At 36.3% G+C, this 15,168-nt stretch carries 15 protein-coding genes; all 15 read left to right on the top strand.

All coding sequences use genetic code 11. From position 1 onward, the window contains the following. Window positions 1-121: 121 nt before the first annotated feature. The 15 genes from dprA (at window position 122) to fliJ (ending at window position 15,162) form a co-directional block, all read left to right on the top strand. Complete coding sequence (gene dprA, locus RUH95_RS02725; RefSeq protein WP_313891279.1) at window positions 122-964, top strand: DNA-processing protein DprA; 843 nt, start codon at window positions 122-124, stop codon at window positions 962-964. Window positions 965-1,066: 102 nt separating this feature from the next. Next, window positions 1,067-3,142, top strand: coding sequence for a type I DNA topoisomerase (topA, locus tag RUH95_RS02720; protein WP_313891278.1), 2,076 nt, complete (start codon window positions 1,067-1,069; stop codon window positions 3,140-3,142). A gap of 17 nt (window positions 3,143-3,159) precedes the next feature. Then, window positions 3,160-4,470, top strand: coding sequence for an FADH(2)-oxidizing methylenetetrahydrofolate--tRNA-(uracil(54)-C(5))-methyltransferase TrmFO (trmFO, locus tag RUH95_RS02715; protein WP_313891277.1), 1,311 nt, complete (start codon window positions 3,160-3,162; stop codon window positions 4,468-4,470). Window positions 4,471-4,541: 71 nt separating this feature from the next. Next, complete coding sequence (xerC, locus tag RUH95_RS02710) at window positions 4,542-5,435, top strand: tyrosine recombinase XerC (RefSeq protein WP_313891276.1); 894 nt, start codon at window positions 4,542-4,544, stop codon at window positions 5,433-5,435. 19 nt (window positions 5,436-5,454) lie between these two features. Further along, on the top strand, window positions 5,455-6,003 hold the full coding sequence (hslV, locus tag RUH95_RS02705) for an ATP-dependent protease subunit HslV (protein ID WP_313891275.1): 549 nt from the start codon (window positions 5,455-5,457) through the stop codon (window positions 6,001-6,003). Beyond that, the gene (hslU, locus tag RUH95_RS02700) at window positions 6,000-7,394 is read left to right on the top strand and encodes an ATP-dependent protease ATPase subunit HslU (protein ID WP_313891274.1); all 1,395 of its coding nucleotides are present in this window, start codon (window positions 6,000-6,002) and stop codon (window positions 7,392-7,394) included. Before hslV ends, hslU begins: the two co-directional genes overlap by 4 nt. A gap of 85 nt (window positions 7,395-7,479) precedes the next feature. After that, a complete protein-coding gene (codY, locus tag RUH95_RS02695; RefSeq protein ID WP_313891273.1) occupies window positions 7,480-8,259 on the top strand; it encodes a GTP-sensing pleiotropic transcriptional regulator CodY in 780 nt (259 codons plus the stop codon). Between the two features lie 380 nt (window positions 8,260-8,639). Beyond that, window positions 8,640-9,032 carry a flagellar basal body rod protein FlgB gene (gene flgB, locus RUH95_RS02690; protein WP_313891272.1) on the top strand — a complete coding sequence of 131 codons (393 nt, stop codon included), beginning with the start codon at window positions 8,640-8,642 and terminating at the stop codon, window positions 9,030-9,032. Window positions 9,033-9,034: 2 nt separating this feature from the next. Next, window positions 9,035-9,496, top strand: coding sequence for a flagellar basal body rod protein FlgC (flgC, locus tag RUH95_RS02685; RefSeq protein WP_313891271.1), 462 nt, complete (start codon window positions 9,035-9,037; stop codon window positions 9,494-9,496). 24 nt (window positions 9,497-9,520) lie between these two features. Next, window positions 9,521-9,835: a flagellar hook-basal body complex protein FliE gene (fliE, locus tag RUH95_RS02680; protein WP_313891270.1), complete on the top strand. Its 315-nt coding sequence runs from the start codon at window positions 9,521-9,523 to the stop codon at window positions 9,833-9,835. Between the two features lie 58 nt (window positions 9,836-9,893). Next, on the top strand, window positions 9,894-11,483 hold the full coding sequence (fliF, locus tag RUH95_RS02675; RefSeq protein ID WP_313891269.1) for a flagellar basal-body MS-ring/collar protein FliF: 1,590 nt from the start codon (window positions 9,894-9,896) through the stop codon (window positions 11,481-11,483). A 118-nt stretch (window positions 11,484-11,601) separates the two neighbouring features. Next, window positions 11,602-12,615 carry a flagellar motor switch protein FliG gene (gene fliG, locus RUH95_RS02670; RefSeq protein ID WP_313891268.1) on the top strand — a complete coding sequence of 338 codons (1,014 nt, stop codon included), beginning with the start codon at window positions 11,602-11,604 and terminating at the stop codon, window positions 12,613-12,615. Further along, window positions 12,599-13,381, top strand: coding sequence for a flagellar assembly protein FliH (gene fliH / locus RUH95_RS02665; RefSeq protein WP_313891267.1), 783 nt, complete (start codon window positions 12,599-12,601; stop codon window positions 13,379-13,381). Before fliG ends, fliH begins: the two co-directional genes overlap by 17 nt. A 5-nt stretch (window positions 13,382-13,386) precedes the next feature. Next, entirely contained in the window at window positions 13,387-14,709 is a 1,323-nt protein-coding gene (gene fliI, locus RUH95_RS02660; protein ID WP_313891266.1) for a flagellar protein export ATPase FliI, read from the top strand. A 3-nt stretch (window positions 14,710-14,712) separates the two neighbouring features. Continuing rightward, window positions 14,713-15,162 carry a flagellar export protein FliJ gene (gene fliJ / locus RUH95_RS02655; RefSeq protein ID WP_313891265.1) on the top strand — a complete coding sequence of 150 codons (450 nt, stop codon included), beginning with the start codon at window positions 14,713-14,715 and terminating at the stop codon, window positions 15,160-15,162. The last annotated feature ends 6 nt before the right edge of the window (window positions 15,163-15,168 follow it).

The raw sequence follows: 15,168 nt of genomic DNA, 5'->3' as shown, positions 1-15,168 counted from the left end.
AAGAGTACGGTAATGTCTTAAATGATATTACCGTACTTTTTTAACATAAAGGAGGAGTTTTGTCATAGACGAACATTTTCAGCAACGTTTGTTAGCTTTGCATTATGTGTTTCCGGTACCGATGAATAAAATCAAATTATTAATGGAACATAGTTCCGAGCTAGCTTTGTTAGAAAAAATGTCGACACAAAAAATTGCAACAATACTTAATATTTCACAAGAACGTGCTATTCATTTGCGACAAATGTATCAAAAATTTGTAGAAACCCCATTTCTACAAATGTATAAAAAACACCGTATTACCCCAATTTGTTATACCGATCCCAACTATCCATTAAATTTAAAATTGCTATATGATCCACCAGCAGTTCTCTACACAAAAGGCGATATTTCATTGCTACAAAACCCTAGAAAATTAGCGATTATTGGTTCAAGAAAAGCGACCAATTATTCTAAAATGAGCATAGAACAACTGTTACCTCCCTTACTGGAGCAGGATTTCGTAATTGTTAGCGGCCTTGCTAAGGGGGCAGATGCACTTGCCCATCAAATTACAATGAATCTAGGTGGAAGAACGATAGCGGTTCTTGGAACAGGCTTATTTCATGTTTATCCGAAAGAAAACACGCGAATATCTGATGAAATGGAAAACTCTCAATTGCTTGTAACAGAATATCCTCCATATATTACGCCGAAAAAATGGAATTTCCCTATGCGAAATCGAATTATTAGCGGATTATCTGTCGGAGTAGTTATTACAGAAGCGCAAGAAAAGAGTGGTACAGTTTCAACAATGGAGCATGCTTTGGAAAATGGAAAAGAAATTTTTGCAGTACCAGGTTCAATTTTTTCGGAGCTGTCAACAGGCCCACATTCTCTTATTTTAGAAGGGGCTAAGCCTGTTTGGAGCGGTTATCAAATATTGGAAGAATTAAATATTATGCATGAATTAAAAAAATTGTAGATGGAAAAGCCTTGCATTTATAAAGAATCTGTTATACATTTTGCAACAGGTATTTGTTTTGTTGATTAAAGCGAGTTACCTTCTATAAGGAGGCACATATCTATGTCGGATTATTTAGTTATAGTAGAATCGCCTGCAAAGGCAAAAACAATAGAACGTTATCTTGGAAAAAAATATAAAGTAAAAGCATCTATAGGGCATGTACGGGATTTACCAAGAAGCCAAATGGGTGTAGACACTGAAAATAATTACGAACCGAAGTATATAACTATTCGCGGTAAAGGGCCAGTATTGCAAGAATTAAAAACCGCAGCCAAAAAAGCGAAGAAAATTTATCTCGCGGCCGATCCCGACAGAGAAGGGGAAGCGATTGCTTGGCATTTAGCAAATGCGTTAAATGTAGACATCCATTCCGATTGTCGTGTTGTATTTAATGAGATTACAAAAGATGCGATTTTAGAATCGTTTAAAAACCCAAGACCTATTAATATGGACTTAGTCGATGCACAACAAGCACGAAGAATTTTAGATCGTCTCGTTGGATATAATATTAGCCCGATTTTATGGAAAAAAGTAAAGAAGGGGTTATCGGCTGGACGTGTTCAATCCGTTGCTTTACGTTTAATCATTGATCGTGAAAATGAAATTAATAATTTCGTTCCAGAAGAATACTGGACAATCGAAGGGCAATTTGAAAAAAATAAAAAGGCATTCGATGCAATGTACTATGGTACTGAAAAAGAAAAAGTGAAACTTACGAACGAGCAAGAAGTAAAAGATGTTTTAAGCGTTATGAAAGGCAAGAAGTTTTCCGTAACGAATGTTGTGAAGAAAGAAAGAAAAAGAAATCCAGCACCATCTTTCACGACATCATCTTTACAACAAGAAGCTGCTCGTAAACTTAACTTTAGAGCAAGAAAAACAATGATGCTTGCGCAGCAATTATATGAAGGAATTGATGTTGGAAATAAAGAAGGAACTGTTGGTTTAATAACGTATATGCGAACAGATTCTACTCGAATTTCTGAAACTGCAAAAGCGGATGCACATGAATACATTAAAAATGAATACGGCTCGGAGTTTATAACGAGTAAAAAAGAAGAGAAGCAATCTAAAAAAGCACAGGATGCACATGAAGCAGTTAGACCTACTAGTGTTCTTAGAACGCCAGATCAAGTGAAAAGTATCCTTTCACGAGATTTATTCCGATTGTATAAGCTAATCTGGGAACGTTTTATCGCTAGTCAAATGGCTCCAGCTATATTGGATACTGTTGCTGTAGATTTAAAAAATGGACAAGCTGTGTTTCGTGCTAATGGTTCTCAAGTGAAGTTCGCTGGATTCATGAAAGTGTATGTAGAAGGTTCTGACGATCTAACAGACGACAAAGATAAGTTATTACCAGTATTAGAAGTTGGTGATAAAGTAGATGCGTTATTAATTGATCCGAAGCAGCATTTTACACAACCGCCTCCAAGATATTCAGAAGCAAGATTAGTAAAAACACTAGAAGAAATCGGTATTGGACGACCATCTACATACGCTCCAACACTTGATACGATTCAAAAAAGAGGATACGTTGCACTAGAAACAAAGCGATTTGTACCTACTGAACTAGGAACGATTGTTCATCAAATGGTGCTAGAGTTTTTCCCAGATATTTTAGATATTGAATTTACAGTTCAAATGGAAAGAGATTTGGACAGCGTCGAAGAAGGGCAAGTTAAGTGGGTTGAAGTAATCGACGGATTTTATAAAGATTTTGAAAAGCATGTCATATATGCAGATGCTGAAATGGAGAAAATCGTTATTAAAGACGAACCTACAGGCGAAGATTGTGAAAAATGTGGATCACCTATGGTCTATAAATTAGGGCGATACGGCAAATTCATGGCATGTAGTAATTTTCCAGATTGCCGAAACACGAAAGCAATCATTAAAGAAATCGGTGTTCCTTGTCCAGCGTGTGAAGCGGGTCAAATTGTAGAGCGCAAAAGCAAAACAAAACGACTTTTCTATGGCTGCGATCAATATCCAACGTGTGAATTTGTATCTTGGGATAAACCAATCAATAGACCATGTCCAAAGTGTAATGAAATGCTCGTAGAGAAAAAACTGAAAAAAGGCATACAAATTCAATGTGTGGCTTGTGACTATAAAGAAGATCCACAAAGCTAAAAGAAAGAGGTTTTAACATGACTGAAATAGTAAATGTCATTGGTGCAGGACTTGCAGGGAGCGAGGCGGCTTGGCAAATCGCTAAGCGAGGAGTAAAGGTCCGTCTTTATGAAATGCGTCCTGTTAAACAAACACCAGCCCATCATACGGATAAATTTGCTGAATTGGTTTGCTCTAATTCATTACGTGCAAATAACTTAACTAACGCTGTAGGCGTTATTAAAGAAGAAATGCGTATGCTAGACTCCCTTATTATTCAATCTGCAGATAATAGTAGTGTGCCTGCTGGAGGAGCACTAGCTGTAGACAGGCATGATTTTGCTGGGCGAGTAACGGAAGCAATTCGCAATCACCCAATGATTGAAATTATAAATGGAGAAGTAACAGAAATCCCAGAAGGTATTACAGTTATCGCTACTGGACCTTTAACTTCTCCAGCTTTAGCAGAAAAGGTTAAGGAATTGACAGGACAAGATTATTTATACTTTTACGATGCTGCGGCACCGATTGTCGAAAAAGACAGTATCGATATGGATAAGGTATACTTAAAATCGCGTTACGATAAAGGAGAAGCAGCTTATTTAAACTGCCCAATGACAGAAGAAGAATTTAATTGTTTTTATGATGCGCTTGTAGCAGCTGAAGTTGTTCCTTTAAAAGAGTTTGAAAAAGAGATTTTCTTTGAAGGCTGTATGCCTGTGGAAGTAATGGCTGAAAGAGGACGTAAAACATTATTGTTTGGACCGATGAAACCCGTTGGTCTAGAAGATCCTATAACAGGTAAAATACCTCATGCAGTAGTTCAGTTGAGACAAGATGATGCAGCAGGTACTTTATATAATATTGTTGGCTTCCAAACGCATTTAAAATGGGGTCCGCAAAAAGAAGTGCTACAGTTAATTCCTGGATTAGAAAATGTAGATATTGTAAGATATGGTGTTATGCATCGCAATACGTTCATAAATTCGCCATATGTTTTACAAGCAACTTATCAATTAAAAGCCAATCAACAAATTTTCTTCGCTGGTCAAATGACAGGAGTAGAAGGATATGTTGAGTCAGCCGGTAGTGGTTTATTGGCAGGTATAAATGCTGCGAAATTAGCTAAAGGCGAAGAGTTAGTTATCTTCCCAAGTGAGACAGCTCTAGGGAGCATGGCTAGATATATAACAGAGGCAGACCCGAAAAACTTCCAACCGATGAACATTAATTTCGGATTATTTCCGGAGCTAGGGAAGAGAGTAAGGGATAAAAAAGTGCGGACAGAACAACTAGCTAATCGTGCTTTGACAACGATTCAAAATTTTATGAAAAATACATCGATTTAATTGCTTTAAGCCTCTAAAAATTGTTATACTTTTAGAGGCTTTTACTATGGAAAAGATTCGGAGTTGTTTAGATGATTGGTTTAGATGAGTTGCACTCTTTTATTGCCTATATTCAATTGGAGAAGAATTACTCAAATCTAACCGTTCAGGAATACGAAAAAGACATTGAACAGTTTTTAACATTTTTAAAAACAGAAGGTGTTATTCAATTAAATGATGTCGAGTACTTACATGCTAGGTTATATGTAACAAATCTTTATGAGAGTAAATTAGCGAGAACCTCTATATCAAGGAAAATTTCATCCATTCGATCTTTTTATAAATTTTTGCATAAAGAATACGGGATTCGAGAAGACGCATTTCGATCATTGTATCACCCCAAAAAAGAAGAAAAACTACCACATTTTTTTTACGAAGAAGAGCTGGAAAAATTATTCGAAGGTAATAGAGGAATAGATGTTTTATCTATAAGGAATATTGCATTGCTAGAACTACTATATGCAACTGGAATACGTGTAAGTGAGCTTATATCGATCGAGCTAACTCATTTTGATATACATTATGGGATTATACGTGTGATGGGAAAAGGTAGAAAAGAACGTTATGTGCCAGTCGGTGATTTCGCAATTACTGCAGTAGAAGAGTACATCGAAAAAAGTAGAGTGAAGTTGATGAAGTCTACTACGCATCCTTTTTTATTTGTGAATAGCAGAGGGGAACCTTTGACTGCTCGTGGCGTCAGGTATATTCTAAACGAAATGATGAAAAAAGCTTCTTTATCCACAAAAATTTATCCTCATATGTTGCGGCATACATTTGCAACGCATTTGTTAAATAATGGTGCAGACTTAAGGAGTGTCCAAGAATTGCTAGGTCATTCTCAGCTGTCTTCGACACAAGTTTATACACATGTAACGAAGGAACATTTACGAAAAACGTATATGAATGCTCATCCAAGGGCATAAGTATGGGAGGTATAGGAATTTGGCTGAAATTCATGCAACAACAATCTTTGCAGTTAGTCATAAGGGAAGTCATGCAATGGCAGGAGATGGGCAAGTTACACTTGGCAATCAAGTAGTGATGAAGCACACGGCTAAAAAAGTGAGAAGATTATTTAACGGTCAAGTAATAGCTGGTTTTGCTGGCTCAGTGGCAGATGCCTTTACTCTTTTTGAAATGTTTGAAGGGAAATTATTGGAATATAATGGCAATCTACAACGTGCAGCTGTAGAGCTTGCCAAACAGTGGCGTGGGGATAAAATGCTACGCCAATTAGAGGCGATGCTATTAGTAATGGATAGTAGTAATTTATTGCTTGTATCTGGAACTGGTGAAGTAATTGAGCCAGATGACGGAATTCTTGCAATTGGTTCTGGAGGAAATTACGCGTTAGCAGCTGGTAGAGCTTTAAAACAGTATGCTGGAGACAATATGACGGCAAAAGAAATCGCGGTCGCATCACTTACAACTGCTGCTGATATTTGTGTCTTTACGAATCATCAAATTATTGTGGAGGTATTAGGGGAATGAAAGAAACTAACTTAACACCGAAGCAAATAACAGAACATTTGAATCGCTATATTATTGGCCAAAATGCAGCGAAAAAAGCTGTGGCTGTAGCGCTTAGAAACCGCTACAGAAGACAATTATTAGATGATGATATGAAGAATGAAGTTATTCCGAAAAACATCTTAATGATTGGTCCAACAGGAGTTGGAAAAACAGAAATAGCGAGAAGAATTGCGAAACTAACAAAGGCACCATTTGTTAAAGTAGAAGCAACTAAATTTACTGAAGTAGGCTATGTTGGAAGAGATGTAGAATCTATGGTGAGAGATTTAGTGGAAGCTGCAATTCGAATCGTGAAAGAAGAGAAAATGGAAGAAGTGAAAGACCAAGCGATTCGCCTAGCAAATGATGCGATTGTGAAGTTACTGGTACCTTCTTTGAAGAAAAAGCAATCGGGTCAAAATCCATTTGAAGCATTGTTTGGTGGAAAAATGGAGGAAGAAGCTTCTGACACAGATGATACAGAAGTTCGATTGAAACGTTCTCAAATTGCAGAAGATTTAAGGGATGGCAAACTAGAAAACGAAATAGTTACTGTAGAAGTAACAGAACAGTCGGCTTCCTTATTTGATGCACTGCAAGGTGGCGGAATGGAAAGCATGGGCATGAATATGCAAGATGCTCTTTCTAGTCTAATGCCTAAGAAAAAGAAAAAAAGAAAAATGCGCGTGCAAGATGCTCGCAAAGTTTTAATGCAAGAAGAAGCAAGTAAACTAATCGATAGCGATGAAGTTTCCCAAATTGCGATTGAAAAAACAGAGCAAACAGGAATTATTTTCATCGATGAAATGGATAAAATCGCAAGTCGCAATAGTAGTGGGTCATCGGCGGATGTATCGCGAGAAGGCGTTCAACGTGATATTTTGCCTATTGTAGAAGGATCAACGATTAATACGAAATACGGTGCTGTAAAAACAGATTATATTTTGTTTATCGCAGCTGGAGCGTTTCATATGTCGAAGCCTTCTGATCTTATACCGGAGTTACAAGGGAGATTCCCAATTCGTGTCGAATTAGAAAAACTGACAAAAGATGATTTTGTTCGTATATTAAAAGAACCGCATCAATCATTGATCAAGCAGTATGAGGCTTTATTGCAAACTGAAGGTGTAACGATTGCATTTTCTGATGAAGCGATTGAAAGAATAAGCGAGATAGCTTATGAAGTCAATCAAGAAACCGATAATATTGGAGCTAGAAGACTTCACACGATTTTAGAGAAAGTATTAGAGGAACTTTCTTATGAGGCTTCGGATATTTCGCCAGCTAATATTCAAATTACACCGGCTTATATCGATCAAAAGCTTGATAATATTGTGAAAAACAAAGATTTATCACAGTTTATTTTATAGTATTAAATTTTACCTGTTCCCAAAACAATTAAAAACCTTTAGAATATTCAATAAATAACACTAATTATAATAGGAGGACACACAAATGAATTTATTAGCAAAAACAAGACAAATTAACTCGATGCTTCAAGCATCAGCGGGGAAACCGGTTAATTTCAAAGAAATGGCTGCTACGTTAAGCCATGTAATCGAATGTAACGTATTTATCGTAAGTAGAAAAGGGAAGTTACTTGGTTTTGAAGTTCATCAACAAATCGAAAATGAACGTATGATTAAAATGATGGAGGAACGTCAATTCCCAGAAGACTATACAAAAAACTTATTCAGCGTAAACGAAACATCTTCTAACTTAGATGTATTCAGTCAACATTCGGTATTCCCAGAGGAAAACCGTGAATTATTTAAAGATGGTTTAACAACAATTGTTCCAATCATCGGCGGTGGAGATCGTTTAGGAACATTAATTCTTGGACGTTTTAAACATGAATTTCATGATGATGATTTAATTCTTGGAGAATACGGCGCTACAGTAGTAGGAATGGAAATTCTTCGTGAAAAATCAGAAGAAATTGAAGTAGAGGCACGTAGCAAAGCTGTTGTTCAAATGGCTATTAACTCTTTATCTTACAGTGAGTTAGAAGCGATTGAGCATATCTTTGAAGAACTAGATGGTACAGAAGGGCTACTAGTTGCATCGAAAATTGCTGACCGCGTTGGAATCACACGATCTGTTATTGTAAATGCATTACGTAAACTTGAAAGTGCTGGTGTTATCGAGTCAAGATCACTTGGGATGAAAGGAACTTATATTAAAGTTCTAAACGATAAATTCTTAGCAGAATTAGCGCATTTAAAAATGAAATAAATTGTACTCATAATTAAAACCTTTCCAGCTTCTTGTGGAGAGGTTTTTATTATGAGCACAATAAAATTATTAGGGATATCTAAACTATCACGGTATATTATTTTTTGCGTAAAATTCGACAAAACCCTCTGCATGGGATTATTAAAATAGATAAGTCCTATAAAAAAGTACTTTATTTTGCATTTTTAGTCTTAAGGTATCAATAATAAATTTTGCGTGTCGCAATATAGCAAATTTGATAGAAAAATAGGGAATATTGGACTATTATATTTTGGAAAAGAGAATAGACACTATGTTACGTTTTCATTACAATTAAGTTAATGAGATATCACTGGTTTAATTAGAAATATTAACCTTTGAAAAAAGAAGAGGTGAGTTTGGTGAGCATTTTTGGAGGAACAATTTCAAGTTTAGAAAAAGGATTGGATTATTCTGCAGTTAAGCACAAAACAATAGCGCAAAATATAGCGAATGTTGACACTCCTAATTATAAAGCGAGAAGTGCTAACTTCGAAGCTATATTTTCAGAAGCCAAACACGCAACAGTGTCGGCTTATCGAACGCAAGAAAAACATTATGATTTTAAAATGCAACCTACATCTAGCAATGTTACTAGATTTGCAAACTTAAGGTATCGACATAATGGGAATGGTGTCGATATGGACAAAGAACAAGCAAATCTTGCGACAAATCAAATTTACTACAACGCATTAATTGATCGAGTTAGTGGGAAGTTAAATTCTCTACAAACAGTTATAAAGGGAGGTAGATAATCATGTCGATTTTTCATGGGATGAATACGACGGCTTCCGCTTTAACAACACAGCGTTTACGCATGGATGTTATTTCCTCTAATATGGCAAATGTCGATACAACACGTGCGAAATTTGTTGATGGTGAATGGGAAGCGTATAGAAGAAAAACTGTAACATTGAAACCATTAGAAGGAAGATTTTCAAACTTTTTGAATGTAGCTGTTGGCACATACGAAAAAGGTGAAGCGGGTAACGGAGTGAAAGTGTCACGTATTAACGAAGACAGAGAAACACCGTTTAAATTAGTTTTTGATCCAACTCATATTGATGCAGATGCAGATGGGTATGTTCAAATGCCAAACGTTGATCCATTAAGAGAAATGGTCGATTTAATGTCAGCAACTCGCTCATATGAAGCGAATGTAACTGTGTTCAATGCAAATAAAGCAATGTTATCAAAAGCTTTAGAAATTGGAAAATAAAATAGAAAGAAGGGCTAACTAGACATGGCAATAGAGTCTATTTCTTTATTTAATCCCGCTAAAATAGCTGAAACTGGTGTAAAGCAAAATGTAACACCAAGTACACCTTATGAAGCGCAGCAAAAATTTGGAGATTTTTTGAAAACAGCAATAGAAGGCGTAAACGCAAACCAAAAAGCTTCAGACGTATTAACTGAAAAGCTTATTAATGGAGAGAACGTCGAACTACATAACGTGATGATTGCTTCACAGAAAGCAAGTATTACATTAAGTGCAACAATGGAAATTAGAAATAAAGTAATTGAAGCTTATCAAGAAATAATGCGTATGCCAGTGTAACCCTCTCTGTTATCGCTAAATATGAAGCAAAAATATTCACCATAACCGGAGGATACCGATGAATGAAAGAATGAAAAAAATCATAAATGATATTACTGCATTTTGGCGAAGTCGAACAAAAATGCAAAAAGGAACAATACTTGGTAGTGCCGTAGCTGTTATTTTATTAGCAGCTATTATTACTTTTTTTAGCACAAGAACGGACCTTGTTCCGTTATACTCCGATGTTGCTCCAGCAGAAATAGGTAGAATTAAAGAAACGCTTGATGCACAAGGCGTCATAAATGAAGTTGCTCCTGGTGGAACATCTATTTTAGTTCCCGCTGAACAAATGGACTCATTGTTAGTACAGCTTTCTGCTCAAGGATTTCCACAATCAGGCATGATTGATTATAGTTTCTTTTCTCAAAATGCTGGATTTGGTATGACGGACAATGAATTTGGCGTTTTAAAATTAGCTTCTATGCAAACAGAAGTTGCTAATTTACTTAAAAGTATTGATGGAGTTAAAGATGCATCCGTAAGAATTACATTACCGGAAGAAGGTATATTTTTATCTCAAAGCAATAGTGCGGCTAGTGCTGCGATTGTGCTGAATACAGCTCCGGGATACCAATTTACTGAAACGCAAATTACTTCAATCTATAAACTAGTTTCAAAGTCTATTCCAAACTTATCAACAGATGATATTAGTATTAGAAATCAATTCCTTGAATATTTTGACCTAGATCAAGCAAGTACTAATACGGCTGGCGCAAATGTCGGCGATCAAATGGCGATTAAAAAGACGATTGAACGCGACTTGCAAAGACAAGTTCAAATGATGCTTGGCACTTTAATGGGACAAGATAAAGTAGTTGTTTCGGTTACAACAGACATCGATTTCAAACAAGAAAATAGAGAAGAAAACCTTGTAGAACCTGTAGATGTAGAAAATATGACAGGTATACAAATAAGCGCACAACGTATTTCAGAAACATTTACTGGTAATAATCCATTAGAAGGTGGAACTCCACAAGGAGAAGATCCTACGGATAATTTCACAAATTATCAAGAAGGATCTACAGCAAATGGGGATTATGAAAGAATCGAAGAAACGATTAATAATGATGTAAATAGAATTCGCAAAGAAATTGTAGAAAGTCCATACAAAATCAGAGATATTGGTATTCAAGTAATGGTAGAACCTCCTACTCCTGATGATGCAGCTACAATGCCGGACGGCGTACAAGCGGATATCGAACAAATACTTTCAACAATTATTCGTACTTCTATCGACAAAGGGGAAGTTGGAGAGTTAACAGAAGCCCAACTTCAAGAAAAAATTGTTGTTTCTGTTCAACCATTTAACGGAAAAGATGCTACGTTAGCAGAGGGGAATCCAGTAATCCCTTGGTGGGTTTATGTTATTGGTGGTATTTTACTAGCGGCAATTATTCTTTTAGTAGTATTTATTATGCGCTCTAGACGAAAAGAAGCAGAAGAACTAGAAATTCTAGAAGAACAAAGTGAAGAACTTGCAATTGATGATATAAATGAAGAAAAAGAAACAGAAGCTACCTTAAGACGCAAACAACTCGAAAAAATGGCGAAAGATAAGCCAGACGACTTCGCTAAATTGCTACGTACTTGGATAGCTGAGGATTAACTTTATTTAGAAAAATAAAGTTAAAGCCTCCGGCGGATGTTACAGATTTTGAAACCGGCAACCGGGTTCGAAATCTGTACGCAATTACGTCGGAGTGTAATTGATTGGAGGGACGGCTATGGTAAAGAAAGACAAAGAACTTAGTGGTAAACAAAAAGCCGCGCTCTTGTTGATTTCTCTAGGACCTGAAGTGTCTGCTTCCATTTATAAACATTTAAATGAAGAAGAAATCGAGCGTTTAACACTAGAAATCTCAGGAGTTAAGAAAGTTGATCCAGATATTAAAGAAGAAATTATTGAAGAGTTTCATAATATTGCCTTAGCGCAAGATTATATCTCACAAGGTGGAATTGGGTACGCAAAAACAGTTCTTGAAAAAGCACTTGGTACAGACCATGCACAAGCGATTATTAATCGTTTAACTTCTTCGCTTCAAGTAAGGCCTTTTGACTTTGCAAGGCGCGCAGAACCAACTCAATTATTTAATTTCATACAAAATGAGCATCCACAAACAATAGCGCTCATACTTTCGTATTTAGAAGCACAACAAGCAGGGGTTATTCTTTCTTCGTTACCTCAAGAAGTACAAGCGGATATTGCGAAGCGTATTGCTACGATGGATTCCACTTCACCTGAAGTAATTAGTGAGATCGAATCTGTTTTAGAAAGAAAATTATCATCGACCGTAACACAAGATTACACAGAAACTGGTGGAATCGACGCAGTTGTCGAAGTGTTGAATGGTGTTGACCGTGCAACAGAGAAAACTATTTTGGATGCACTTGAAATCCAAGATCCAGAACTTGCCGAAGAAATTAAGAAAAGAATGTTCGTATTCGAAGACATCGTTACATTGGATAACCGTTCGATTCAACGAGTTATTCGCGATTGTGAAAACGAAGACTTACTACTTTCATTAAAAGTATCAAGCGAAGAAGTAAAAGATATTGTATTCCGAAATATGTCTACTCGAATGGCAGACACTTTCAAGGAAGAAATGGAAATCATGGGACCTGTTCGATTGCGTGATGTAGAAGAAGCACAATCACATATCGTTGCAGTAATTAGAAGACTTGAGGATGCTGGCGAGATTATTATTGCTCGTGGTGGAGGAGATGACATCATTGTCTAGAATTTTCCGAAACGTCCTAATGGATGGCAATGTAGAAAAAGCAAGATCTATTCAGATCAAAAACCTTACATTACCTGAAGAAATAATAGAAGTCGATCAAACACTTAACCTGGAAACCTTTCTACTAGAAAGAGATAAGATGCTAAAAGAAGTAGAGAAAGAGATTTCCATGAGAAAAGCAGCACTTGCTGCCGAAATAGAAGAAACAAGGCAATTTGTCGATAACGAAATAGCTGTTTGGGAACAACAAAAAGTAGAATTTCAACAGGCTGCTTACGATGAAGGATTTACACAAGGTTTAGAAGAAGGTAGAAACAAAGCGACTGCTGATATGAAACAAGCGGTCGCTACTGCTAATGAAGCAATAGGCATTGCACATGAAAATGCAATGGAATATTTACAACACCAAGAGCACGTTATTCTTGAACTTGCTATTCGTACATCTGAACGAATCTTAGGAACAACACTTGAAGAAAATGACGAACTTTTTCTGTCTATTGTGAAGCGTGGGTTGAAAGAAGCAAGGGAAATGAAAGAAGTTAAAGTATATGTTTCCCCAACGTATTTTTCATTGGTTTCAAGTAATCGAGAAGAACTAGCTTCAATTTTTCCAGTGGATGTTCCATTTATGATTTTTGTGGATGAAGATATTAATCCAACAGATTGCTACATTGAAACGAATCATGGAAGAATTGTTGTGAGTATTGATGAGCAACTACAAGAACTAAGACGAAAATTAGTAGATACTTTAGATAGCATGGAGTGAATGTGATGAAAGCAGTCGAATTAATTCAGCAAATCCCCAATTTATCTTCATTTAAAAAATATGGGCGTGTAAACCGCGTTGTTGGATTAATGATTGAATCACAAGGTCCAGAAAGTTCTATAGGAGATGTGTGTAAAATACATATTAACTCTCCTAGAAATGGACATTCAATCATTCTTGCAGAAGTAGTTGGATTTAAAGAAGAGATTGTTGTATTAATGCCTTACACAAATATTCGAGAAATATCAACCGGATGTCTTGTGGAAGGTACGAACAGTCCTCTGGAGATTAAAGTTGGTCCAGAATTAATTGGTAAAGTACTAGATTCAATGGGTAATCCAATTGATGGAACAGTATTACCAAAAGGATTAATGACAGTAGGTACAGAACAAGATCCTCCTAATCCTCTCACAAGACCACCTATCGATGAGCGAATAGAAGTAGGAGTTAAAGCAATCGATGGGATGTTAACGGTAGGAAAAGGGCAAAGGGTCGGTATTTTTGCGGGTTCAGGAGTAGGGAAAAGTACTTTACTTGGAATGATTGCCCGAAATACAAATGCAGATTTGAATGTTATCGCTCTAATTGGAGAGCGTGGAAGAGAAGTTCGTGAGTTCATCGAAAGAGATTTAGGTCCAGAAGGTTTAGCGAAGTCGATTGTAGTAGCAGCAACTTCTGATCAGCCAGCATTAATGCGTATAAAAGGTGCTTTTACAGCTACAGCAATTGCAGAGTACTTTCGTGATAAAGGCTTAAATGTCATGCTCATGATGGATTCAGTTACGCGAGTAGCGATGGCACAGCGTGAAATTGGCCTAGCAGTTGGTGAACCTCCCGCAACAAGAGGATATACACCATCTGTATTCTCGATCTTGCCGAAGCTTTTGGAACGAACGGGAACGAATGAGCAAGGAACAATTACCGCATTTTATACAGTATTAGTCGATGGTGACGATATGAACGAACCAATTGCAGATACTGTGCGAGGGATTTTAGATGGACATATAGTACTCGATCGTTCATTAGCAAATAAAGGGCAATATCCGGCGATTAATGTCTTAAAAAGTATAAGTCGGTTAATGAATCATATTGCAGACGATGAACATAATAAGGCTGCTGAAAGAATTCGAGATTTGTATTTTACGTACAATAAATCTGAGGATTTGATTAATATAGGTGCTTATAAACGTGGTACTTCAAGGGAAATCGATGAAGCGATTCAATATGAACCGCTTATTACATCTTTTTTAAAGCAAGGTTATTTAGACAGTGTATCGCTTGAGGCAACTGTAGATGAATTGGTGACATTATCTAATGGTGGTGTATAAGAATTGGTTACTTATCAATATAAGTTTTCAAAAGTATTAACTGTTAGAGAACAAGAAAAATCAGAAACCGAAATTGCTTATAAAGAATCAGTCACTGCATTTGAAAAAGTAGCGACTGAGCTATATGACTTACTAAAGAAAAAAGAGAATACAATACAAGATCAAAATAATCTTTTAGAACAAGGTTTGTCGATTGACGGTATCCATCACTATTCAAAATATATTGATGGATTACTTAAACAAATTGATGTTGTACAAAAACAAGTAATACAAGCACGTTCTAAAATGCACTGGTTTGAAGAAAGACTGTTGGAAAGAACATTAGAAGTTCGTAAGTTTGAAAAAATGAAAGAAAAAGACTTCGAAAGCTTCCAACAAGAACAACATAGACTTGAAACAATACGTTTAGATGAAATATCTTCTATCAAGTTTCAAAACAAAGAGATTAGGTGAGTAAAA

The sequence above is a fragment of the Psychrobacillus sp. genome (assembly GCF_032154225.1).
Lineage (GTDB): Bacteria > Bacillota > Bacilli > Bacillales_A > Planococcaceae > Psychrobacillus.
The sequence above is the reverse complement of the archived record's forward strand: the minus strand, read 5'-3'. Positions and strand labels throughout refer to the sequence as shown.

Excerpts from the sequence above, each read along its gene's own strand:
- dprA (WP_313891279.1), top strand. The coding sequence starts at position 122 with ATGAATAAAATCAAATTATTAATGGAACATAGTTCCGAGCTAGCTTTG.
- topA (WP_313891278.1), top strand. The coding sequence starts at position 1,067 with ATGTCGGATTATTTAGTTATAGTAGAATCGCCTGCAAAGGCAAAAACA.
- trmFO (WP_313891277.1), top strand. The coding sequence starts at position 3,160 with ATGACTGAAATAGTAAATGTCATTGGTGCAGGACTTGCAGGGAGCGAG.
- xerC (WP_313891276.1), top strand. The coding sequence starts at position 4,542 with ATGATTGGTTTAGATGAGTTGCACTCTTTTATTGCCTATATTCAATTG.
- hslU (WP_313891274.1), top strand. The coding sequence starts at position 6,000 with ATGAAAGAAACTAACTTAACACCGAAGCAAATAACAGAACATTTGAAT.
- codY (WP_313891273.1), top strand. The coding sequence starts at position 7,480 with ATGAATTTATTAGCAAAAACAAGACAAATTAACTCGATGCTTCAAGCA.
- flgC (WP_313891271.1), top strand. The coding sequence starts at position 9,035 with ATGTCGATTTTTCATGGGATGAATACGACGGCTTCCGCTTTAACAACA.
- fliE (WP_313891270.1), top strand. The coding sequence starts at position 9,521 with ATGGCAATAGAGTCTATTTCTTTATTTAATCCCGCTAAAATAGCTGAA.
- fliF (WP_313891269.1), top strand. The coding sequence starts at position 9,894 with ATGAATGAAAGAATGAAAAAAATCATAAATGATATTACTGCATTTTGG.
- fliG (WP_313891268.1), top strand. The coding sequence starts at position 11,602 with ATGGTAAAGAAAGACAAAGAACTTAGTGGTAAACAAAAAGCCGCGCTC.
- fliH (WP_313891267.1), top strand. The coding sequence starts at position 12,599 with ATGACATCATTGTCTAGAATTTTCCGAAACGTCCTAATGGATGGCAAT.
- fliI (WP_313891266.1), top strand. The coding sequence starts at position 13,387 with ATGAAAGCAGTCGAATTAATTCAGCAAATCCCCAATTTATCTTCATTT.